Source organism: Streptomyces sp. NPDC003011 (assembly GCF_053591515.1).
Map to the genome: position 1 here is coordinate 1 of NZ_JBSFTY010000117.1, position 22549 is coordinate 22549.

A 22549-nucleotide genomic window follows, 5' to 3' on the forward strand; every position below is an offset into this window, starting at 1 on the left:
CCACCCTGTACGCTCAACCACCAGAAAGGTGCCCTGACTTCTGTGCCGGATACGACCTAGACACTCGCATCCTTACAGGTCAGCGGCACCTTTCTACTATCGGAGCGTCAGATCGCCCAATTCCGCTGAATACACAGGGTTAGGACAGTCCCAGAATTACGCGGACTCGGTCTTCAATGTGCTTCATCTCGGCCGGATCTAGCAGCCCGAGACGTTTGCGGAGCCTAGACTTGTCGACTGTGTGCAGGTCCGTGCAGTTGACGTAGGACTCGTCGTACTTGGTGACGCCGCATTCAGGACCGATGGACACGTGAGTAGCGGCCGGTCCAGACGTCCCCGTGACTACGGCAACCGTTACGGCTGATAGCCGCTCGGCAATGCGATTGACCGTGAGAATAACTACGGGATGTGGACCAATAGGGTTTGGTAGAACACATCCCCAGACCTCACCACGCAATGCAGAGCCAGGGTTCACCATTCGATTTCGTCCCCTGCTGCCAGCTCCTCAGCAGTGGCAGGCAGCACACCGGCGGGAGCTGGCGCAGGAGCTCCCTTGTAGAAGGATCGAATCTCCTCAGAGGCTGCCAACTCTGCTGCCTCACGCGAGAGCAAGCGGAGTCCTTCTCGGAGTGCATCCGAGACCGATGCCAGATTGAGAGACTGCATCACCAGCCGTAGCTCTGCCATCTCATCCGGCCTGAGTCGGACTTGAGCCACTTCAGTGGAGCGGGAATGGCTGCCCTGTTGGAGTAGGCCACGGTACTGATCAGACTTCGTAGTTTTCGTGGTCTTGCTGCTCACAGGGGTCCTTGTGGTCCTGCTGCGCGTAACGCTCGCCTCGCCTCGCTTCGTGCGGGATGAGGCTGGCTCAACCTTCTTACCTCGGGTTTCAGGGGTCATCATTCCTCCTTCCCTAGCTCCGTAGTACAGATGTCATACATCAAGTGTCAGGGGCGCGACTCGGCTGGTCAAGGCTGGGTGGTGGACTGGCCAGCGGTGTGGCGGCGCCCTGTCTGGAGCGTGTCGGAGGTGTGTTGCGTGTATCGCAGATGGTGCGTGAACAGTGAGAGACAACGAGAAGGAGCGGGAGTCAGTGAGGCTGACTCCCGCTCTCTCATGTCGGCATCCGCCCAGCTCAGCGCGTGATGCTTGCTGGCTGTGTGGCGAGTGCCCCCGGCAGGATTCGAACCTGCGCACACGGCTCCGGAGGGCGCTTAAGGTTCGGGCAACAGGGCAGGTCACAGCCCTGCACGTGGCAGATCAAGCGGGACGAGTCCACGGCTGGTCCATGGCTGGCTGAGCACCGCTGAGGTCGATCCGAGCCCTCTCCGGCTGCGGCCGTCGGCTGGTGGGACAGCCAGACAGAGACGCGGGCGTACGTCCCCGTGCGGCGTCCTTGATGTCAGCTGTGGATGTCAGCACCTTCTGATCTGCAGCTCTGCCAGATCCGGAGAGAGACGGTGGCACCGGTCGGCGCTTCAGCCCTAGACAGGGCCCTATAGCTGAACCATGGGACGCTGGCTGCTGCCTCTGGCAAAGTGATCGCCACTGCTAGACGAATCTCGTGAGGAACTTGTGAGCACGCTCGGTAGCTTCATCTGGTCAATCGCTGACCAGCTTCGGGGCCCCTATCGCCCCAACCAGTACGGGACAGTGATCCTCCCGTTCACGATCCTGAGACGGCTCGACTGTGTACTCGAGCCGGACCGTGCGGTGGTACGGGAGCTTGCTGCGAAGCACGAGAACCCGAACCGGCTCAAGGTCGAGGTCAAGAAGGCCACGGGGCGGGCGTTCTACAACACCTCGAACTATGAGTTCGCCAACCTGTTGGCCGACGCGGACGGGCTGGCGGACAACCTTGCTGACTACATCGACCGGTTCTCAGCCGACGTGGACGTGTTCGAGTACTTCGACTTCAAGAAGGAGATCCTGGCCCTGAAGAAGGCTGGGCTCCTTCGCGAGATCGTCAAGTCCTTCGGCGCCATCGATCTCCACCCCGATGTGGTGTCGAACTCCGACATGGGTGACGCTTTCGAGTACATCATCCGCAAGTTCAATGAGGCCGCGAACGAGACCTCCGGAGACCACTACACGCCGCGCGACGCGATCCGGCTGCTGGTTGACCTGCTCTTCGCCGAGAAGGACGTCGACCTCACTGAGGGCGGCATCATCCGCTCGCTGTACGACCCCACCGCCGGCACAGGCGGCATGCTCTCCCTGGCAGAGGAGCACCTGCTCGCCCAGAACCCCGAGGCGAAGCTGAGTCTGTACGGCCAGGAGTACAACCCGCAGTCATACGCCATCTGCAAGTCCGACCTGCTCGCTAAGGGCCACGACGCGACCAACATCGCGTTCGGCAACACGCTCACCGACGACGCCTTCAAGGGCCGCCAGTTTGACTATTCCATGTCCAACCCGCCCTACGGAGTGGACTGGAAGCAGTACGCCAAGGCGGTCAACGAGGAGCGCGACTCCGCCGGCCCTTACGGTCGCTTCGCACCGGGACTCCCCGCGACCTCGGACGGCCAGATGCTCTTCCTGCTTCACCTGGCCCACAAGATGCGCGCACCCGAAGATGGCGGCGGCCGCGTCGGAATCGTCATGAACGGCTCGCCGCTCTTCAGCGGCGCCGCGGAATCCGGCCCTTCGAACATCCGCAAGTGGCTGTTGGAGAACGACCTCGTTGAGGCGATCGTCGCTCTGCCGACCAACATGTTCTTCAACACCGGCATCGCTACCTATATCTGGATCCTCGACAATACGAAGCACCCCGACCGCCAGGGCAAGGTCCAACTAATTGACGGTACTTCGTTCTGGACGAAGATGCGCAAGAACCTTGGGTCCAAGGGACGCCAGATAAGCGACACAGACCGCGCCAAGGTCGTGCGGCTGTACGCCGACTTTGATAACGCCGATCCCGACCTCTCTAAGGCGCTGCGCAACGACGAGTTCGGCTACTGGACCATCACCGTCGAGCGTCCCGTGCTCGATGAGGACGGGAACCTTGTCGTCGATCGCAAGGGCAACCCGAAGCCCGACTCGAAAAAGCGTGAAACCGAAAACGTGCCCTTCACCTACGGTGGCTCAAGCGCCGGGGCAGCAGGGGCGCGCGAGGTCATCCAGAGCTACTTCGATGCCGAGGTGAAGGCGCACGTCCCCGACGCCTGGATCAACTGGACTAAAACTAAGACAGGCTACGAAATCCCCTTCACCCGTCACTTCTATAGGTACCTCCCGCCCCGGCCACTCGCCGAGATTGACGCCGACCTGGAGAAGCAGGTCGCCAAAATCCTCGAGCTGCTGCGAGAGGTGGAGCAGTGACGCGCTTTGGCCAGGCTGTGGAGAAGATCGACGAGCGAATCCCAGGTGTCAACCTTCCGCTCATGTCGGTGTCCCAGACGCGAGGTGTCATCCGGCGAAGCGAGTTGACGGATGCCCCTCATCGGGCTGAGTCCCTCGATAACTACAAGGTGTGCAGGGCCAACGACATTGTCTTTAACAAGATGAGCATTCGTTCTGGTGCTATGGGCGTCGCGGCAGAGGACGGGTTGGTCACCTACCACTACGAGGTCATGCGACCGCGCGAAGGAACGGATCCACACTTCGTCGCGTACCTGATGAAATCTTCGTGGTTCACCGAGGAGCTCATCAAGCGCGAGCGGGGAATCGGTGCAGGCGACCAAGCCAACGTCCGGACGACGGAGGTGCCCTTCTCGGTACTGAAGACGATCGACGCCTACATTCCCGACTGCGCCGAGCAGCGGGCCATCGCTGACTACCTCGACCGCGAAACGGCCCGCATCGACATGTTCATCGAGGAGCAGCAACGGTTGATCGAGATGCTCCGTGAGCGTCGCGAGGCAGTCATCGATGCCGCTTTCTTCGATGCTCAGGCTCAACAGCCGCTGAAACGCGTAGTTCAGAACGTCACTGTCGGTATCGTCGTGCAACCTTCACGGTGGTATGTAGAGAAAGGCGTACCTGCCCTGCGTGGCCTCAACATCAACCGAGGTTCCATCTCCACTCGTGACCTGGTCTACATCTCCGCTGAAGGGGACCACGCAAACGCGAAATCTCGTCTCCAGGAAGGCGATGTTGTCGTCGTCCGAACCGGTCAGGCTGGTGCTGCCGCTAAGGTTCCTAAAGCGCTTGACGGCGCCAACGCTATCGATATCCTGATCATTCGGCCGGGGACAGAAACCGACGCAGACTTCCTCGTCTGGTTCCTTAACTCCCCTATGGCCGCCTCCCGCATTGCGGAAGGATCTGTGGGAGCGCTCCAAGGACACTTCAATGTTGGGGCTCTGCGCGAGTTGCGGTTCCCGACCGTGCCTCTCGATGCGCAGCGCCAGGTCGCTGTTGACTTGGATGAAAAAGTCGCTGCTATCGACGCTTTGATTGTGGAAACCGAGCGGTTCATCGAGCTCTCCCAGGAGCGACGTGCAGCGCTCATCACGGCGGCGGTGACGGGGCAGATCGACGTACGAGAGGCAGCGTGATGGCCGACCACAACGAGGTGGTCTTCGAGACGGAGATCTGTGAGTACCTCGAGGCTCGCGGTTGGCTGTACTCGGCGAACGACCATGACGGTGGTGAGTACGACAGGGAGCGGGCGATGTTCCCGGCCGACCTGTTCGCGTGGCTGAAGGCGACTCAGGGGTCGGGGTACGACAAGGCGTTGAAGGCGGCGGGCTCGCAGGCGAAGTTCCTCGACGTGCTGACCGCGGCGCTTGACCGGCCGCTAGAGCATGGCGGTGGGACGCTGAATATCCTGCGCAACGGGGTGCAGTACATCGGCGGTGGTCGGTTGAAGATGGCGCAGTTCCGTCCGGAGACGTCGCTCAACGTGGTCACGACGGCGCACTACGAGGCGATGCGGGTGCGGGTGGTGCGGCAGGTGCACTTCTCGACCGCCGACCAGCGCAGTGTCGATCTGGTGTTCTTCATCAACGGGCTCCCGGTGGCCACGGTGGAGCTGAAGACCGACTTCACCCAGTCACTGGACGAGGCGGTCAATCAGTACAAGCAGGATCGCAAACCGTTGACGAATGGGCGGCCGGAGCCGTTGCTGTCGTTCGGGCACCGGGCGCTGGTGCACTTCGCGGTCTCGAACGACCTGGCGGCGATGACCACGAGGCTGGAGGGGGAGAAGACCCACTTCCTACCGTTCAACATGGGTTTCGACAGCGGAGCCGGCAACCCGCCCGGTGCGGACGGCCGGTCGTCGACGGCGTACCTGTGGGAGCGCGTTTGGGAGAAGCACGCCTGGCTGAACATCATCGGGCGGCTGATGATCGTGGAGACCAAGGAGGAGTGGGACGTCACTACCGGCACCTCGGTGCGGCGTACGAGCATGCTTTTCCCGCGGTTCCACCAGTGGGAGGCCGTCACGAACATCGTCGAGGCGGTGAAGGAGGAGGGTGTCGGGCGGCGGTACTTGATTGAGCACTCGGCCGGGTCAGGGAAGACAAATACCATTGCCTGGACGGCTCACCGGCTGGCGCGGTTGCATGTCGACAATCAGAAGGTCTTCGACTCGGTCATCGTGGTCGTGGACCGCACTGTGCTCGACTCCCAGCTGCAGGATGCGATCCGGCAGATCGACGGCACCGACAAGATCGTCAGGACGATCAGCCCCGAGGACGTCCGCAAGGCCGGCCTGAAGTCGAAGTCGGGTCTGCTGGCACAGGCGTTGAAGAACGGTGAGCTCATCATCGCGGTGACGGTGCAGACCTTCCCGCATGCGCTGAACGAGATCCGGAGCAACGCCGGCCTGAAAGGCAGGCGGTTCGCTGTCATCGCCGATGAGGCGCACTCCTCCCAGTCGGGGCAGATCTCTTCGAAGCTGAAGCAGGTGCTGACGGCCGAGGAGGTCAAGGAAATCGAGGAGGGCGGCGAGGTCGATGTGGAGTCGATCCTGGCCTCTGAGATGACCGAGCGGGCCGAGTCGGACAATATCTCCTACTTCGCCTTCACTGCGACGCCGAAGAACAAGACGCTGGAGCTGTTTGGCCGCAAGGATGCCGACGGGAAGCCGAACGAATTCCACCTGTACTCGATGAAGCAGGCGATCGAGGAGGGCTACATCCTCGACGTGCTCAGGGGCTACCAGCACTATGACACCGCGCTGAAAATCGCCGGCAAGGCCGAGAGAGGCGACGGAGGGGAGGTCGAGGAGGCCACCGCCCGCAAGGGTCTGATGCGGTGGGTGAAGCTCCACCCGACGAACATTAGCCAGAAGGTGCAGATCATCGTCGAGCACTTCCACGCCAATGTCGCCTACCTGCTCGAAGGCAAGGCGAAGGCGATGGTGGTGACCGACTCGCGCAAGTCCGCGGTGAAGTACAAGCTGGCCATCGACGCCTACGTCGCGAGGCGCCGCACCGAGGACGCCTCGTACAACTACCGCACCTTGGTCGCCTTCTCTGCCGGGGTGACGATGGCCGAGGACGAGACCTGGCACAGCGACTGGGGCCCGCAGCCGTCAAAGGATGACGAGTTCACCGAGGCCAACATGAACCCCGGTGCGGGGGCTGATCTGGCAGCCGCGTTCAAGGGCGACACCTACAAGATCATGCTGGTCGCCAACAAGTTCCAGACTGGTTTCGACCAGCCTCTCCTCTCGGCGATGTACGTTGACAAGAAGCTGTCGGGGGTCGCCGCGGTGCAGACGTTCTCGCGGCTCAACCGCACCCACCGCACCGCTGGTGGGGAGCAGAAGCGCAAGACGTTCATCATCGATTTCGCCAACAAGCCTGAGGACATCAAGGCGGCCTTCGAGCCGTACTTCAAGAACGCGACTCTGGAGACCGAGACCGATCCGTACGTCGTCGTCCACCTGGCTAACAAGCTTGCCCAGGCCGGAATCTACACCGAGGACGACGTCCGCAAGGTCGCCGAGCTGTGGGTGACCCGGAAGGGCAACAATGCGCTCTCGGCAGCGATCAGCCCGCCGCAGCACGACTTTCGGCGCCGCTACGCGCGGGCGATCGAGGAGGAGGACAAGGTCACGCTCCAGGCGCTCGACCTCTTCCGCAAGGATGTCTCCACCTACGTACGTCTCTATGACTTCATGTCCCAGATCGTTGACTACGGCGACCCCTACATGGAGATGCTTTCGATCTTCCTGCGCCTGCTGGAGAAGGTCATCGCCGAGTCCGCTTGGGCGGCCGACGTGGACCTCTCCGACGTGGTTCTGGTCGGGGTCAAGCACAACAAGGCAATTTCGGTCAACATCTCGCTCGTGGGCGACGGGCAGTTGAAGGGCATCAGCGCTGCCGGCACGGGAACGAAGAAGGATCCGAAGTACGTCGCGCTCCAGGTCGTCATAGACAAGATGAACGACCTCTTCGGCGCCGAATCGTTCGCCGAGTACCAGGTCCGGGAGTTCGTGCAGGCGCTCGTCCAGCGGTTGCTCGCCGACCCGAACCTGATCAGGCAGACCAAGGTGAACTCCAAGAAGCAGTTCGTGGAGTCACCAGACTTCCAAGCAGCCGTTACGGAGGCGGTCGCAGACAACCAGGACGCCCACAACACGATGGCTGACTACTTCTTCACCGACGGGCCGGCTATCAACTCGATCATCGTCGCCCTCGCGGATGCCTTCTACGAAGCAGCGGTCGATCAACGGGCGGATTCTTAGGTCCTGCGACACACGCTTAGGGTGGAAGCAGTGGCGCGAACCTTAGCCGACGACAGCCAGCCACGACGGCGGGCGCGCCAACGGACTCCGCGCGCGTATGTCTCGCTGCACCCCCACGGCCTCAGCCACGCTGCTGGCTTGTGTCGGCGACCAGAGCCAGGCCCCACGGCTGGCCTGAGAGCAAAGCTCCGGACACGAGCTCTCATAGGTGCGCGTGCGATGCGACGAGCTCCGACCCGATGGGTAGCCCAACGACTCCTAGCAGTCGATCCCGTGAACCTTGGCGGGACCGCTCCGCCAGACATGGACGATGGAGCTTTCTCAGGTAGTTCGTGCTGAAGTACTCACGCCTCTGCATCCCTGAAACCCGCCCCATAGCGACGCAACGAGACCTACTATTGATTCACATCTGGGACTTGGGGGCTTCCGGCCCCCAGGGGTGCTCAGAGCCTCACTTGATCGAGCCGTCGATAGACCTGGAAGGAGGGGCGGAACGGCGGGAACCACGCTATCAAGGTATTCACCCATCAGTTCGATGCGTCCCGCCCGCGGTAAAAGCTAGTTACTTTCTCATCGAGCAACGTTGTAGAGCTGATTTGGCAGGGGGGAAATCGATGGCGAGTATTCCTTTCACGTACGATGAATTCAGTGAGTGGTTTGAGGCGTACTGTTTGAAGTATCTTGAACCAGCGCGCGAATCGGCAGTGCGAGCACTCAACGAGCACCTTGATGTCGAACTTCCTGAGATTGAAAGAGTTCGAGTCAAGGTCTCTCCCGGCAGAGTGAAGGGAAAGGAGAGGGTTTGGAGGAAGTTGGAGCTGCCGAAATATGAGGGGCAAATTAAATCACTGGAAGACATCCCGGAGGTTATTGATGACCTCGTTGGTCTGCGCGTGACCTGCAATAACAAATCAGACGTTCAACGGGTTGTCGATATCGTTGCGTCACTTGATTCTTTTAAGGTGGGGTCTGAGCCCGTATTGGAGCAGCAGCAAGATTCTTTCAGGGACTACTTGAGTAACCCAAAGGAGAGTGGCTACCGTGCGATGCACTTCAACCTTTGCACCTCTGTTCATGCTGGCTTGCGGAGGAAAGTAGTCACATGTGAGCTGCAGGTTAGGACGCTTCTTCAGGACGGATGGGGTGAACTTACTCATGAAGACACCTACAAGCCAGGAAGCGCTCCCCCCGCTCTGGTTGAGACGCTGAGTCGTCGGATCGCGGACTTGCTTGCCACAGTGGATGACATTGCGCAGGATCTCAGGCAGGAATTGGACAGGCTGGCAACAGTTAACATTGAGGCCTCATCGGAGGGCTCTGCCTCGTCCACGCTCCCGCCACTTGAGATGCAAGTCAAGGGTGAAGTTGAATCCGAATTGGGGCTTCGTGCTGCAGCAATCCACTATCTGCAAAACCGGGTCGCAAATCTCGGGAAGCCCACCGATCTGGCTAGCCTCGCGTGGGAGGTCCGCAAAGAATTCGGGCAAGAGGTAAGCCAGGGGTGGTTTGGTTATGGAACCTTCAAAGTTCTCCTTCGGGACGCCGTTCCTGCCGCTCGTGTGACAGACGAGCCGCCTTCCTATGTGCTTCCCGTAGATTACGATAACAGTGCTGCGAAGAAAGCGTCTCCCTATCCAGGAATTCCGGCTGCGGCGTTGGCTCTCAAGGAGGTCGATCGGTCTTTCCCTCTGCTGAGTTCAGAGCGGCTGAATGCGGCTTATGGGCGACTTTCGGAGGCGTCTCAAGGTATCGACTGGAGTGATGTAACGTCGAATGACATTAGTCGGCTTAACGATATGACTCGTAAAGCTCGTGAATTGAACTCTGACGATCTCGCGATCTCGCGGACGAATCTCGATTATATCGCCAAGTCCCTCTTGCTTTCGGGTAACTTGAGTCACGCGTTGACCAAAGAGGAAATTAAGGCAGTTTATCTTACCTGGACCGTAAATCGCATCCGTGGAGTTACGACTCTCAGTCGACGGCAACTCGATGCAGTGAAGAAGTGGCTTTCTTGAATAGCGAGCCGTAGGCTGTCGGCGCGTCTGGCGATGCCCGTAGGCGTGAAGCCAATCGCCCTCGCCATGACGCATCCCTTCGAGAGCGCGGCACGGACGCTGGCCGGGCTGGAGCGGGGCGGAGACAGGAGCGCCGGCCCGGCCGGTGGCCGGGCCGCGCGCGGGGAGCGGAGCGAGCCGCACTTGAACCCGTGAAGAAGGTTGTAACTCAGGCTGCTGGTGGGCCTGTCGGGTCCTCGGTGGCTTGAGCTTCCTTGGTCATCGCGAGGCTTCGGGATTCCGCGGCTGCTCGCTGGAGGGCTTCGGCTACCTGGTCGGCGTCGTCGGCGGAGAGCTGGATTTCTTGCGTCCAGAGAATCGACAACCTGATGTTGCCGGTCGTCAGATTCAGGGCCACGTCGGTTTCCGCCCCGGTGCCGGTGGCGTCCCGTGCATCCAAGCGGAGATCGCTCCTGAAGACGCTCATCGTGGTCGTGTCTCGTCCTCGACGGCTGACAGCTCCCAGAGGGGCGCTGCGTATCGCTCCGGTCGCCTATGGATGAGCAGCGCGCGGAGGTCCTCGCGCTGACTGCCGGGCATGCCTAAAGCCTCGGTGAGCCGGCGGAACGTCGTGTGGGTGACTCCGCGGCTTCGGGCCTCGTTCTCGAACTCGTCGAGCTGGGGCAGCACTGTCTCAGGATCGAGCTTCACCGCCGGCTGGTCCTTGAGCCAGGCGGCCTTGTTGCGCTCGTAGTCGATTTCCGAGTAGCCGCAGACCTCGCGGCTGTGCGCCTCGACCTCGTCCAGGGTGGTAGTCGAGAGGATGGCGCGGGCCAGCTCGTTGCGGTTCAGGGCGTCGTCCAGGTCGACTTCGTGGACCGTCGGGCCGGCTTCCGTGAGTGGGATGGGGAGTCCTGCATCCCGGACTTCGCAGATGCCGCGTATTCCTCGTGCTGTTGCAGCGAGCATCCCGGTTGCCTCGGACGGATGCCACTCCAGGACTGCGCTGACCGGCTCAGTGTCCTCCGCGGTGAAGGTGTGGACGAGGGGACCAAGCAGGCTGCGTACCTCGTCGAGTGGAAGTTCACCGTCCAGGCCGGGGCCTGCCACCAGGAGCCGCACGGGAGCGGTCACCCGGCAGCACGCGGCCAGAGTCAGAGCGTCGGCAAGCGGGCTCTTGAGCGTGGGCTCATCGCCTCGCGCGAGGATGTCACCCCCCACGTCCAGGAGGTCGATTGAGTCCGGCCTCAAGTGACTGACCAGCTCATCGAGTTGGCGCGTGACACCTTCGACGCCGCGGTGCGGATCGATCAAAGCGAAGGTGTGCGGGAGCTCTGCCGCAAGCCGGGGGAGTGTGGAGCCTGCTGGAGCGATCGGGCGGGCTTCGGCCGGCACCGACCAGACAGACGGGGTGAGTGGCTCGAGTCCCGTGAAGTCGGCGGCGCCGCGGGGGCCTGGGATCGGGTCGACCAACAGGCGGTCCCACGCGTAGGTGAGGATCACCGCCTGGTCGTCGTCGCCGTACAAGGCGGCGTCAAGCATTGCGGCGGCGACTGCGTCGCCCCCTCCTCCTGCTGCGACGATCAACCGCGTCATGTGCTCAACATTACGGGTTCGGGGTCTGGCCACTCACCCTATAGTGGCTAGAGGCCATAGCCACTTGGATGAGGAGGGGACATGCCTCAGATCGAAGAGGCGCAACCGAAGTATCTCCAGATCGCTCACTACATCCGCGATCAGATCCTTCGAGGCGACCTCAGGCCGGGCGACGAGGTGCCCTCCGAGCGGCAGCTTGCGACGAACTGGAAGGTGTCCAGGCCGACGGCCGCGCGGTCGTTGGAGGCGCTGAGCAACCAGGGGCTCGTCGAGAAGCGTCAGGGTTCCGGTACGTACGTGCGCAGCCTTGAAGTGAACTGCCGGGCACGGGAGTTGTATGGGCGGGCGCGGCAGACGGGGAAGATTTACACGCCTGGTGAGTACGCGGTCATCACCTCGGCCGGTTGGTTGGATGCTCCGGATCACGTCGCTGAGGCGCTGGGCCTGGTGAAGGATCGGCGGGCCGTGCACCGTCGGCGCGTGACGAAAAATCAGGACGGGCCCATCACCCTGTCCACCTCGTGGTTCGCGCCGGACGTCGGGCAGCGGGCGCCCAAGCTCCTGGAGCCGGAGCGCATCCAAGAGGGCACCCTGATGTACGTCGAGAACATGACGGGGCGGCAGGGGAGTTACGCCGAGGATCGGATGTGTGCCCGGCAGGCGACCGAGGAGGAGTCGGCAGACCTGCAACTGGAGTCCGGATCAGCGGTCTTGATTGTGCACCACGTCGTCTTCGACCTCCAGGACCGGCCATTGGAGTTCGCCGAAGCCACGTACCCGCCGCAGCGCTGGGCGTTCGAGCAGGGCTACCCCCTCACCTGAGCGCACCTGATGGATCGTCATTTGGCTGTTTCGCTTGCGCAGCGTGAGTGGCTAATGCCACTATCCATTAAGTGGCTAAGGCCACTTCAGGAAGGGGGCACGTTGTGACGGGTCAGCGGCCGGAGCAGGGCGCGCACTTAGCTTGCCGAGGATGCCGTGGGCGGGGCTGGAAACGCGTCAGCTCGCGCACGGCCCTGGTGCTGTCCACCGTCGACGACCGTGCCCGTGCCGCATCGAAACGGCGCTGCCTCGACTGCGACGGCAGTGGCAAGGAGTGAGCACGGATGGCCTTTACGATCGATCGCTATCCCTCTGAGGACGCGCCGCGACTCGGGGCGATGACCCTGTATCCCGTCGCCGAGTCCGTGCATCTGGCCAGGCGTTGGTTCCGGAAGTTCATCGCCCCGTACAACCCGGCCTGTTCGGTCGACGACTGCGTACTGATGATCTCGGAACTCGTGACCAATGCCATCGTCTACGGCCGGTCCGATGAGGTGTGGCGCGTCCGGGTGGAGTGGTTTCGGGACGGGGCCTCGCTCAAGGTCGAGGTGCACAACGCCGGCTTCCCGGCCAGGGTGAGGTTGCGGCAGCCTGACGCTGTTGACGCGCACGGGCGCGGACTGCTTCTCGTCGACTCCATTGCCGAGTCCTGGCACTCGGGTCCCAGTCGCTTCGGCGGGACGGTCGTCTCCTTCGTGATGGCCGATGCCTGGCCGACCTGAGGGGGGAGCCGGGTTCTTTTCTATATGCACTGTCGCTAGTCTGGTTGACCAGTTGACTTGGCCAATTCTGACGGGCGGCGTGCATGGCGTATGAAGTGGAGGCGCCGAAGTACGTACGCCTCGCGCAGACGATCCAGCAGCGCATCGAGGACGGCACTTACCCGCCGGGCACTAAGGTCCCCAGTGAAAATCAGCTGGTCCAAGCGTTCGGAATGTCCCGCCCTACCGTCGTGCGCGCCCTTGAGCTGCTGAAGCGAGACGGTTGGATCGAGTCCCGGCAGGGCTACGGCACCATCGTGCGGGGACGGCCGGCTGACGTCGAGCACCAGGAACGCCGCGGGCGCGAAGTGCTGGAGCGGGATGAGTCGCGGACTCCTGGACGCCTGGTTGTAGTGGACCAGGTGCCGGTTCCGGCGCGTGTGGCCTCCGTGCTCGGGCTGCCCAAGCGGGCCAAGGTCCTGATGCGCCGGTTCCTGGTCGAGGTTGATGGCGAGGCTGTTGAACTAGCGTCCTCGTACTTTCCGGCCGGTCTCGTCGAGGGCACTGAGTTGGGTGGCTCCGAGCCGCTGGGCGTCGGCGTCCGGGAACACCTTGAGGGCCGGAAGAAGGTCCGATTCGACCATGTGACGGAGCGCGTCTCGGCCCGGATGCCGGAGGCCGGTGAGGCTGAGCTCCTCGGTCTGCCTGATGGAGTGCCCGTTCTCAGCGTCCTGGTCGTTGCCCGCGACGCGTCCGGCCAGGCTTTGCAGGTCTCTGACGTGCTATTCCCAGCCGATCGACAGGAGCTTGAGGACACTTACCGTCTGAGCTAAGCCCCCGGGCGGTACGCCAGTCCATCCTCGTTCAGCGCCTGGCCTGGTAGTACGCGTCGTTAGCTTCCCGCGTCTGCTCTTGCCAGAACAGTGCGAGGAAGAGCGTAAGGACCAGTTCAGCTGGCAGTGCATCGCCCTCGCCGGGAAGCTGGGCTCGAATGGGGCTGCTGCCGTTGTGGTCATACACGATCTCAAGGGGGCCAACGCCACACACGCTGCTGCTGTGGGTGTCGTATCTCAGTTCATGAGGGCCTATGCGCAGCAGCTGGGCTCCGGACCTGCTGTGTTCGCAGTTCCAGTGGCCGACGGTGCGGGGCAGGCTCGACCATCGACGGTAAGTGATCTCGGTGCCGCCAACAGAGCTCAGAAGTGAACTGAACCGTTGGTACTCGATCGACCAAGAACCGAGGGTGCGGGGTCGCCTGTCCCGCCGCTTATAAGTGATCTCCAAGCCGCCGATGGCACGCAAGCGGCCAGCCCTGTCATAGGTGAGTTCGATGTCCATACGTCCGGCTCGCCTTCCGGGAGGCGTCCCCTCGCGACAGGGCTGAGCGCGATTCAGCGTGCCGCGGTGCGAATGCTCCTCCGTGGAGCTGCATCCAGCTTCGCACCTCCCTCTCACTCCCGCAGAGTGGCGGTCTGGCGGGGCCTGCAGCCTTGACGTTGTGCTCGGTCTTGAGGCAGCCCGCTACGTCAACTGGGCGGCACCGAAGCCACTTGACAAGTCAACCTGGCATCTCTAACTTCGAACTTGCTAAGTCAACTTGTCAGGTGGCGAGTTGACCGACTTCAAAGGAGAAATCTCTGTGCGTGTGATCCGCGTTGACGCCTCGACCGCGACGATCCTGCTCACCGAAGCGCCGGCGCCGAAGGTGCGTGACCGGCAGACCGGTGAGATTGCCAAGGACGCCGTGAGCGGTGAGGCGCTGATGACCGTCGGCGTCGTCTTCATCGACGAGGGGGACTCGTCGCTCATCCAGGTCACAGTTCCCGAAAGCGGTGTGACGGAGGGCCTGACCGTCGGCGCTCCGGTGTCCCTGCCGGGGCTCATCGCCCGGCCGTGGGAGAGCGTGTTCAACGGCCAGCAGCGGCACGGCATCGCCTACCGCGCCACCGCGATCGCGCCGGGTGCCTTCCCGGTCCCGGTCGCTCAGGCGGGCTGATCGTCGTGACGGACCTGATCACGTTGGCCGAGCTGGGTGCACCGCTCGCTGCGATAGGCGGCGCGGCCTACGTCCGGCACGCCAACCCGGCCGCGTACTGGTCCACGGTCGGGCTGCCGGTCTCGGTGGCCCGGCTGCTGGCCTCGTACTCCTCGACCATGGACGCCTGCGGCCTGACTGTCGCGCCGTCCCGGTTGCGGGTGCTGGCCATCAAGGCGACCAGCCGACGGGAGATCCGTCCGGTCCCGCCTCGGCGGGGCATCATCCGGCCTACTACGACCGGCCTGCGCGTCCGGCTCCGCCTCGCTCCGGGGCAGGAACCCGCCGACGTCGCCGCCTCGGCGGAACGGCTCCGCCATGCCTGGGGCGTCCACGGCGTGTACGTGAAGGACGTCAAGCCCGGTGTCGTCGAACTACGGCTCATCGGCTTCGACGTCCTGCGCAAGGTCCGGATGCCCCGACGGATCGAGGGCGGGTTCCTCAAGGTGCCGGTGGCGCTGCGGGAGGATGCGACGGCGTTCTTACGGGACTACCGCGCTGTACCGCATGAACTTGTCCTCGGCGCAACGCTGTCGGGGAAGTCCATGTACCTCCGTAACCTCATTGCCGGGCTAGCCCGACAGCCCGTCGCCCTGGTCGGCATCGACTGCAAGCGGGGCGTCGAGCTTGCCCCGTTCGCCTCTCGATTCGCCGCGCTGGCCACCGACCCGGACGAGGCGGCCGAGCTGCTGCCCGTCCTGGTCAAGGAAATGGAGGACCGATACGACCTCATCAAGGCCCGGCAGGGCATCGCCCCCGGCACCTCCGACGAGGAGATCACCTCAGACGTCTGGGGCATGCCCGAGCGCGAACGGCCCACCCCCATCGTGCTGTTCGTCGACGAGGTGGCCGAACTCTTCCTCGTCGCGACCCGCAAGGACGAGGAACGCCGGGACGAGATGGTCACCCACCTCATCCGCCTCGCTCAGCTCGGCCGTGCGGCCGGTATCTACCTGGAGGTCTGCGGGCAGCGCTTCGGCGCCGAGTTAGGCAAGGGTGCGACCATGCTGCGGGCCCAGCTCACCGGCCGTGTCTGCCACCGCGTCAACGACGAAGCCTCGGCCAAGATGGCCCTCGGTGACATCGCCCCCGAAGCGGTCGACGCCTCCTGCGCCATCCCTGCCGAGCTGCCAGGCCTGGCCGTGGCCGGTGACACCTCCGGCGGCTGGTCCCGCATTCGTACTCCGTACCTCTCACTCGCTGCCGCTGCGGGCCTCTGCCGCGAGACGGCCCACCTCGCACCGGGCGTTCCGGCGCTTACGCCCTTCCGGCCGTACGTCCCGCCCGTAGTCCTCGACCGCCCCGAACCGGTACCCACCGCGCGCCTCGCCTCCGACGTACCGGAGGACTGAGCGATGCGCACCCACCGCATCCGCATCGATCCCGTCCTGGTCCAAGCGGCCATCGCCGCCGCCCTCTCCTTCGCCCACCTGCACGACCTCGCTGCGGCGGCCGGACAGGACGGCTGGAAGGCGTGGGCCTACCCGATCAGCGTTGACCTGCTCCTCGTTGCGGCCTGGCGACGGCTGCGCTCCGGGACTGCGAAAGCCGCTGGCTGGTGTTGGTTCGTCGTCGCCCTGGTCGCGTCGCTGGGCGCCAACGTCGCCACGGCCGGCCTGCTCGACCTCGGGGACGTCCCGGCCTGGCTTCGCATCCTCGTCGCCGGGTGGCCCGCGGTCGCCTTCCTCGGCGGAACGCTGCTCGCACACGGCACCCCGGACCGCGACGAGGTGCCGGTACCGGACCAGGACGAGGCTCCGGCCACGCCCGTCACGACTACCGCCCCCGAGCTGCCCAGCGCGGCCCCTCTACCGGCCGCGCAACCCACCGCCGCCCCCGTCCCGCCTGCCCTCGTCGCCCTCGCCCGCAAGGTCGCCGACGACCACCGGACCCGGACCGGCATGGACATCGACACCCCGACCCTTCGCGCCCGCCTCGGCGTCCCGCTCCCGCTCGCCGAAGCCATCGCCGCCCAACTCACCTGACTCCGGAGGACTTTCCACCTTGCGTCCGTCCACGCTCCGCGCGCTCAACCGCGCCGCCGAGCTGACCCGTCAGAACCGCCTCACCGAAGCAATGCTCATCGCCGAACCCGTGATCCTCACCGCCGACGAGTACGAGGGCGCAGAGATCCGGCGGTGGCTGCTCGACCACGTCGCCGACTTCACCGGCGAGAACCACGACGAACCGAAGGAGCTGCCCTGATGCCCGCCAACCGCCGCTTCCGCAACGTCGTCCGCATCGGACCCGTCCAGGTCGGCACCGCCTACGACGGCCGCGGCCGCGAGAAGCACACCGCAGTCTGCACTGCTCCCCGCTGCGGCTTCTCCAACGACTTCGACACCCGCGCCGCCGCCGAACTCGCCGCCCGCACTCACCGCTGCCGCGTCCGCTGAGGAGATCCCGTGACCGTCTCCCTCCCGCTCGTCTTCGTCCTGGGCGTCATCGCCTGGGCCGCGATCAAGTTCCTTGGCGTCCGCATGTGGGTCGCCGTCGTGATCGCCCTGTTCGGCTTCTGGCTCTCACACACCTTCCTCGCCCCCGCCATCGAGTCCGGCACCCGCTCCGGGGTCGGCGTCGTCAACGGCGACAACCGCTGAAAGGAGCTCCGCCATGTTCCGCCCCAAGCTGCCCGACGTCCCCACTCCGCCGTCGACCCTCATCCCGCAGCAGCACTACCGGCACAGCCCGGTCCCCACCGCCGGCCGCTCGCTCAGCCCCTACGCGGGCCCGGTTGCTGCTGTCCTCGTCGGCGGAGTCGTCCTCACCGCGCTCCTGGCGGCCGTTGCCATCACGGCCATCTCCGTGGCCATCGCCGCCGTGGTCCTGCGCTCCCTGCTCAACAACGCCAACAGGCGCTGACCGGCCGCCGGGGCGGCAAACGCCGCCAAGCATCCCGCCGCCCCGGGGCCGTCCCTCCCAACCGCAGAACAGCCGAAAGGAACACCCATCATCACCCGGCAGACTCCGCCCCCGCTGGCGGAACTCTCCATGCTGGCCTCGCTCGGCACTATGCCCGAGCTGGCCCGCCAACTCTCCGGCCTGGGCGGCTGCATGCACCCTGTCCGCCTCGACGGCCACCGCACCGAATACGCCGTCGACGCGACAACCGGCGAAATCGGCCGCACCCTGCACCACCTCGACTCGACCACCCTCCCGGCCGGCCAACTCCTCGTCCGCTGCAACAACCGCCGCGCCACCCGCTGCCCGGCCTGCGCTGAGACCTACCGCCGCGACACCTACCACCTGATCACCGCCGGACTACGCGGCGGCAAAGGCACCTCGGACCAGGTCGCCACCCACCCGCGCGTCTTCGCCACCTTCACCGCCCCTGGCTTCGGCCCGGTCCACAACCGGCGATCCGACGGGCGCCCCTGCCGCTGCGGTGCCCGCCACGACGAGAACGACAGCACGTTAGGCACGCCGCTCGACCCGGACCGGTACGACTACGAAGCGGCCGTGCTCTGGAACGCCCACGCCGGGCACCTCTGGCGACGCTTCTCCATCTACCTCCGCCGGGAGATCGCCAAGCGCGCCGGTCTCACCCAACGCACCTTCCGCGACCACGCACGGGTCTCCTTCGCGAAAGTCGCCGAGTATCAGAAGCGCGGTGCCGTGCACTTCCACGCGGTCATCCGTATCGACGGCCCGGAAGGCGGCGACACGGCACCGCCCGCCTGGGCGACGGCAGAGCTCCTGACGGACGCCATCCAGGCCGCAGCCACCGCCGCTCGCGTCGAGGGCCCGACCGTCGACGGACGCGCACACGCCTTCGCCTTCGGCCGCCAACTCGACGTCCGCACGATCCGATCCGCCGACTTCGACGACGGCCAGGAGCTCACCGAACGAGCCGTAGCGTCCTACATCGCGAAGTACGCGACCAAGGGGGCCGAGACGGCGACCGGCACGCTCGACCGCCCGCTCAAGTTCCTCGCCGAACTCGCCCAGGCGCGCATCTCAGACCACGCCCGGCGCATGATCCGCGTCGCCTGGTCCCTCGGTGCACGCCCCGAGCTCGCCGAGCTCCGCCTACGGGCCTGGGCGCACATGCTCGGCTTCCGCGGCCACTTCTCCACCAAGTCCCGCCGCTACTCCACCACCCTCGGCGCGCTCCGCACCGCCCGCGCCGACTGGCGACGTGCACAGGTCGCCCCGGCGGTCGAGACAGAGCCGACGGAAACGACCCTCGTCCTCTCGCACTGGGTCTTCGCCGGTACCGGCCTCTCCCGCGCCGAAGCCTGGCTGTCCGCATCCCTCGAACCCGCCCCCGGAACGGAAGGAGAACCGACATGGACGCCCGTCGCGACGAGCTGATGACCGTTCGCCAGGTCCTGGACGAGCTGGGCGGCGTCTCTCGCCGGACGTTCTACCGCTGGCGGGAACTGGGATACGGGCCGGCCGCGTTCAAGCTGCCTAACGGAGAGCTCCGGGTATGGCGGAGCGACTTCACCACGTGGCTTCGACAGCTGGAGGCAGCGGCGTGAAGTCCCTTGACGTGAAGGTCTGGGCGGTTCGCAAGCGGGACACCAAAACGCCCTCGTACGGTGTCCGCTGGTCCGTTGCCGGCAACGTGCTCTCGGAGTCATTCCGCACGAAGGCGCTCGCCGACCACTTCCGCACGAAGCTCATGCGAGCGATGCGCGACGGTGAAGAGTTCGACACCGAGTCGGGCCTTCCGGCCTCGCTGGAAGAGAAGAAGTCGGCCGTGTCCTGGTACGCCTTCGCCCTCAGATACCTCGCCATGAAGTGGCCCCATGCCGCCCCCAATACGAGGGACGGCATCAACGAATCCCTCACCAGCGTGACGCTGGAGCTCCTCGACGAGCGCGCCGGACGGCCGTCCGACGAGGTGATCCGCAAAGCATTGCGCAACTGGGCCTTCGTGTTGCCGGGGCCCGACGATCGGGAAGTCCCGGACGACATGCGGAACGTTCTGCACTGGGTGTCCAAGGCCTCCCGACCGCTCGCCGATCTTGCTGAGCCCGCCACGGCCCGCGCGGTCCTCGACTCGCTGAAGCTCAGGCTCGACGGTACGGCGGCAGCGGCAGAGACCGTGCGGCGCAAGCGTCGGACGCTCGTCAACGCCGCGAACTACGCGGTCGACCTGGGGGAGCTGCGCGAGAACCCCATCACTGCGGTTCGCTGGCAGAAACCGAAGGTGTCCAATCAGGTGGACCCGCGCGTAGTCGCCAACCCGGAGCAGGCTCGCAACCTCCTGGCGGCCGTCTCCTACGTGGGCGGATACCGACGTGCCCGCGGCCGTCGTCTCGTGGGTCTGTTCGCCGCGATGTACTTCGGTGGCCTCCGGCCAGCTGAAGCGGTCGGCCTCGCGGAGACGGACCTGATCCTCCCCGAACAGGGCTGGGGCTCGGCGGTGCTTCACCGAACGCGCCCGTCGGTCGGCAAGCAGTGGACCGATTCTGGGGATACCCACGATGACCGCGGGCTGAAGAACCGGCCGACCGAGGACGTCCGGCGGGTACCTATTCCGCCTCACCTCGTCGCCGTGTTCCGTGAGCACCTGGCCACCTTTGGTACGGCGGACGACGGGCGCCTCTTCTTCAGCGAGAAGGGCTCGGTCGTCCCGTCCTCCACCTACTACCGCGTCTGGCAAGAGGCCCGGCTCCTCGCGCTCCCGCCGGCCGCCGCCTCCTCGCCGCTCGCGAGTCGGCCGTACGACCTCCGTCACTCCGCACTGTCCACGTGGCTCAACGCCGGCGTCGACCCGACCGAGGTCGCCGAGCGTGCCGGCAACAGCGTCGAGGTGCTGCTGACCCGCTACGCGAAGTGCCTCGACGGACGGCAGGACGTCGCCAACCGGCGTATCGAGGACCTTCTGCGCGAGTACGAGTGAGACACCCTGCACCCCACCGAGGCCCCGGGCATCTTGTCCGGGGCCTCTCTCGTTTTGAGCGCTACCTGCTGCGATGCTTCGAGCCGAGAGCGGACGAGGGGGGCTCGTGGAGCTGAGGGTGACGCGCTGGAAGCGGTACGGACAGGATCGTCTGTACGCGAACCTGCCGGATGGCACCGCGGTCGGCTGGGCGGACGTCAGGACAGGGCACATTACGGTGCTGGTCGCCGAGTATCGCGACGACGTGATTGCCGTGCTGACACGCCACTTACGGAACGACTCCGAGTCGGTCATGCCGCAGGGGGCACCTGAGGCTGAAACGCGCCCCATGCTGCCGCCTTTGACGTCGGCCGACGACCTGTCCACCAACCGCCCTGGTGAGTCCCTCCGGGACCTGCTCGACAAATCCGGGGTGGGTCTGATTGAGCGGCTCGTCTCACAGCTCCTGCGTCGTCGCACAGAGTGGGACTCCTGGCGCAAGGGACTGGCGGGGGAGAAGAGGGTGGGCGCCGAGCTGAACCGTCTGGCACGCCATGGCTGGCGGGTCCTGCATTCCCTTCCCCTGGCTGACAAGGTGGATGTCGATCACTTGCTGATTGGGCCGGGCGGGGTGTTCAGCATCAACACAAAGCACCACCACAGAAGGGCCGTATGGGTCGGCGACGATTCCGTGAAGCTCGACCACGGAAAGCCGGCGCCCTACGCACGCAAGAGCCGGGCAGAGGCCAAGCGAGTGGCCCGAGTGCTTGAGCACTACTGCGGCTTCCCCGTACCGGTGGAGCCGGTGCTCGTCTTCGTCGGCGTCACCGATCTGAAAGTGGTCGCCACCCAGCTCAGCGTGCGCGTGTATCAAGAGCGTCAGGTGGCGGCACTGGCGCCGCTCTCAGGGGTGCTGACGGCCGAACAGGTCGAGCAGGTGTACAGCGTCGCTCGCCATCGACAGGCTTGGAGCCAGGCCTGAGCCAGCCCGTCTCAGCGAGGGGTCAGTCATCCCTGCCGGAAGTGGTTCGCCCGTTTCAGCGGGTTGCAATGGCATCCGCGACGCTGAAGACAGCGTCGCACTCGGCGCATTGCGCCTTACCGAAAAGGTAAGTCAACTTGCCCGCGACATCGGCCTGGTTGTGGGCGAGCGCGCGACTGTGCAGTTTTTGGGCAAGCCCCTCCAGCGCTGAGGAGTCCGCAGGCTGAAGAGGGATCTTCATTGCCGCGGTCTCGTTCATGTACATGCTGTCAGTGGTCGAGAAGAAGCCGTACTCACCGAAGGCTATGAAGTTCTCGGCGCTACACGCGGGGCAGGGAACTTCGTACTCGTCATCGTTCAGGCCGTCGAGTTGTTCGCCCCAAACCGCGACCTCTTCGAAGCCGAGGAGTGCGGCGAGCAAGTAGACATAAGTTCCGGGGTCATCGCTGAGGCTCGGATCCCGAAGAGCTTCCTCAGTCAGTTGCAGCAGATCGGACATCTCCGAGGCGTAGGCCACGTGAGGGTCTTGCTCGCCGTATGGCTGGTCAGTACTGGCCGCGATGGCGCCGGCCAGCAAGAGTGGTTGCTGTCTGTCCGCAGGCGACCACAGGCGCGCCAGGTCTCGTAGGGCCGGCAAGGCCGCGTGGCTTGCTGAGTAGACGGTGCCCTGATGGCACAGTCGGGACCAGAGCTCGCTCCAGTTTGAATCGTTCGGGGCTTGGCGCACCGCGTCGAGCAGACCGGGAAGGTCTTCTGCCGTGCCGTAGGCGTGGTGGAGCTGCGACCAGTCCGTCATGCCAGCGATCTAAGCAGTCGGGCGCCGCAGGCTTCGGGGCTGGGGGCGTGCTAGGGCGCGTATCGAGTCGTGATCAATTTGCGTGATGCGCCTTCGCGGCGCGGTCCGTTCCGATAGACCGTCTTGCGTGACACGAGTGCAACTG

General features: G+C 64.6%; 23 protein-coding genes. 18 read left to right on the plus strand and 5 right to left on the minus strand.

Features of this window, described 5'->3' with window-relative positions; genetic code table 11:
* Nucleotides 1-139: 139 nt before the first annotated feature.
* Nucleotides 140-478 carry a type II toxin-antitoxin system PemK/MazF family toxin gene (locus ACWD0J_RS37475; RefSeq protein WP_451500345.1) on the minus strand — a complete coding sequence of 113 codons (339 nt, stop codon included), beginning with the start codon at nucleotides 476-478 and terminating at the stop codon, nucleotides 140-142.
* Nucleotides 479-1575: 1097 nt separating this feature from the next.
* Here ACWD0J_RS37475 and ACWD0J_RS37480 point away from each other — a divergent pair.
* The 4 genes from ACWD0J_RS37480 to ACWD0J_RS37495 all read left to right on the plus strand — a co-directional run bounded on the left by ACWD0J_RS37480 (nucleotide 1576) and on the right by ACWD0J_RS37495 (nucleotide 9660).
* Nucleotides 1576-3321, plus strand: coding sequence for a type I restriction-modification system subunit M (locus ACWD0J_RS37480; protein WP_451500346.1), 1746 nt, complete (start codon nucleotides 1576-1578; stop codon nucleotides 3319-3321).
* Entirely contained in the window at nucleotides 3318-4499 is a 1182-nt protein-coding gene (locus ACWD0J_RS37485; protein ID WP_451500347.1) for a hypothetical protein, read from the plus strand. Before ACWD0J_RS37480 ends, ACWD0J_RS37485 begins: the two co-directional genes overlap by 4 nt.
* Nucleotides 4499-7642 carry a type I restriction endonuclease subunit R gene (locus ACWD0J_RS37490; protein ID WP_451500348.1) on the plus strand — a complete coding sequence of 1048 codons (3144 nt, stop codon included), beginning with the start codon at nucleotides 4499-4501 and terminating at the stop codon, nucleotides 7640-7642. Before ACWD0J_RS37485 ends, ACWD0J_RS37490 begins: the two co-directional genes overlap by 1 nt.
* Before the next feature lie 614 nt (nucleotides 7643-8256).
* Complete coding sequence (locus ACWD0J_RS37495) at nucleotides 8257-9660, plus strand: GTP pyrophosphokinase (protein WP_451500349.1); 1404 nt, start codon at nucleotides 8257-8259, stop codon at nucleotides 9658-9660.
* A 208-nt stretch (nucleotides 9661-9868) separates the two neighbouring features.
* On the opposite strand, the gene ACWD0J_RS37500 is transcribed toward ACWD0J_RS37495, so the two are convergent.
* A complete protein-coding gene (locus tag ACWD0J_RS37500; RefSeq protein ID WP_451500350.1) occupies nucleotides 9869-10099 on the minus strand; it encodes a hypothetical protein in 231 nt (76 codons plus the stop codon).
* Between the two features lie 23 nt (nucleotides 10100-10122).
* Nucleotides 10123-11235: a DUF1152 domain-containing protein gene (locus ACWD0J_RS37505; RefSeq protein ID WP_451500351.1), complete on the minus strand. Its 1113-nt coding sequence runs from the start codon at nucleotides 11233-11235 to the stop codon at nucleotides 10123-10125.
* Between the two features lie 81 nt (nucleotides 11236-11316).
* Between ACWD0J_RS37505 and ACWD0J_RS37510 the strand changes: the two genes are divergently transcribed.
* The 3 genes from ACWD0J_RS37510 (at nucleotide 11317) to ACWD0J_RS37520 (ending at nucleotide 13591) form a co-directional block, all read left to right on the plus strand.
* Nucleotides 11317-12057 carry a GntR family transcriptional regulator gene (locus ACWD0J_RS37510; protein ID WP_451500352.1) on the plus strand — a complete coding sequence of 247 codons (741 nt, stop codon included), beginning with the start codon at nucleotides 11317-11319 and terminating at the stop codon, nucleotides 12055-12057.
* 284 nt (nucleotides 12058-12341) lie between these two features.
* Nucleotides 12342-12779: an ATP-binding protein gene (locus ACWD0J_RS37515; RefSeq protein WP_451500353.1), complete on the plus strand. Its 438-nt coding sequence runs from the start codon at nucleotides 12342-12344 to the stop codon at nucleotides 12777-12779.
* A gap of 83 nt (nucleotides 12780-12862) precedes the next feature.
* Entirely contained in the window at nucleotides 12863-13591 is a 729-nt protein-coding gene (locus tag ACWD0J_RS37520; RefSeq protein ID WP_451500354.1) for a GntR family transcriptional regulator, read from the plus strand.
* A 31-nt stretch (nucleotides 13592-13622) separates the two neighbouring features.
* Here the strand turns inward: ACWD0J_RS37520 and ACWD0J_RS37525 are convergent, their stop codons facing one another.
* The gene (locus tag ACWD0J_RS37525) at nucleotides 13623-14096 is read right to left on the minus strand and encodes a hypothetical protein (protein WP_451500355.1); all 474 of its coding nucleotides are present in this window, start codon (nucleotides 14094-14096) and stop codon (nucleotides 13623-13625) included.
* 301 nt (nucleotides 14097-14397) lie between these two features.
* Here ACWD0J_RS37525 and ACWD0J_RS37530 point away from each other — a divergent pair, with 301 nt between their 5' ends.
* From ACWD0J_RS37530 to ACWD0J_RS37580, 11 genes are all read left to right on the plus strand, one after another.
* Nucleotides 14398-14754: an SCO3933 family regulatory protein gene (locus ACWD0J_RS37530; RefSeq protein ID WP_057603435.1), complete on the plus strand. Its 357-nt coding sequence runs from the start codon at nucleotides 14398-14400 to the stop codon at nucleotides 14752-14754.
* Between the two features lie 5 nt (nucleotides 14755-14759).
* A complete protein-coding gene (locus ACWD0J_RS37535; protein WP_451500356.1) occupies nucleotides 14760-16145 on the plus strand; it encodes an FtsK/SpoIIIE domain-containing protein in 1386 nt (461 codons plus the stop codon).
* A gap of 3 nt (nucleotides 16146-16148) precedes the next feature.
* On the plus strand, nucleotides 16149-16778 hold the full coding sequence (locus tag ACWD0J_RS37540) for a DUF2637 domain-containing protein (protein WP_451500357.1): 630 nt from the start codon (nucleotides 16149-16151) through the stop codon (nucleotides 16776-16778).
* Nucleotides 16779-16797: 19 nt separating this feature from the next.
* Nucleotides 16798-16998 carry a hypothetical protein gene (locus ACWD0J_RS37545; protein ID WP_099936267.1) on the plus strand — a complete coding sequence of 67 codons (201 nt, stop codon included), beginning with the start codon at nucleotides 16798-16800 and terminating at the stop codon, nucleotides 16996-16998.
* Entirely contained in the window at nucleotides 16998-17189 is a 192-nt protein-coding gene (locus ACWD0J_RS37550; protein ID WP_230194639.1) for a mobile element transfer protein, read from the plus strand. The genes ACWD0J_RS37545 and ACWD0J_RS37550 overlap by 1 nt, the downstream gene beginning before the upstream one ends.
* Nucleotides 17190-17198: 9 nt before the next feature.
* On the plus strand, nucleotides 17199-17393 hold the full coding sequence (locus ACWD0J_RS37555) for a hypothetical protein (protein WP_037680541.1): 195 nt from the start codon (nucleotides 17199-17201) through the stop codon (nucleotides 17391-17393).
* A gap of 13 nt (nucleotides 17394-17406) precedes the next feature.
* On the plus strand, nucleotides 17407-17655 hold the full coding sequence (locus ACWD0J_RS37560) for a SpdD protein (protein ID WP_451500358.1): 249 nt from the start codon (nucleotides 17407-17409) through the stop codon (nucleotides 17653-17655).
* A gap of 129 nt (nucleotides 17656-17784) precedes the next feature.
* Nucleotides 17785-19107 carry a replication initiator gene (locus ACWD0J_RS37565; RefSeq protein WP_451500359.1) on the plus strand — a complete coding sequence of 441 codons (1323 nt, stop codon included), beginning with the start codon at nucleotides 17785-17787 and terminating at the stop codon, nucleotides 19105-19107.
* Nucleotides 19083-19277, plus strand: coding sequence for a helix-turn-helix transcriptional regulator (locus ACWD0J_RS37570; protein WP_132888890.1), 195 nt, complete (start codon nucleotides 19083-19085; stop codon nucleotides 19275-19277). The genes ACWD0J_RS37565 and ACWD0J_RS37570 overlap by 25 nt, the downstream gene beginning before the upstream one ends.
* Nucleotides 19274-20647: a tyrosine-type recombinase/integrase gene (locus ACWD0J_RS37575; RefSeq protein WP_451500360.1), complete on the plus strand. Its 1374-nt coding sequence runs from the start codon at nucleotides 19274-19276 to the stop codon at nucleotides 20645-20647. The genes ACWD0J_RS37570 and ACWD0J_RS37575 overlap by 4 nt, the downstream gene beginning before the upstream one ends.
* Before the next feature lie 73 nt (nucleotides 20648-20720).
* Nucleotides 20721-21608: a nuclease-related domain-containing protein gene (locus ACWD0J_RS37580; RefSeq protein WP_451500361.1), complete on the plus strand. Its 888-nt coding sequence runs from the start codon at nucleotides 20721-20723 to the stop codon at nucleotides 21606-21608.
* 55 nt (nucleotides 21609-21663) lie between these two features.
* On the opposite strand, the gene ACWD0J_RS37585 is transcribed toward ACWD0J_RS37580, so the two are convergent.
* Nucleotides 21664-22404, minus strand: a complete 741-nt coding sequence (locus tag ACWD0J_RS37585) for a hypothetical protein (RefSeq protein WP_451500362.1) — start codon at nucleotides 22402-22404, stop codon at nucleotides 21664-21666.
* Nucleotides 22405-22549 lie beyond the last annotated feature (145 nt).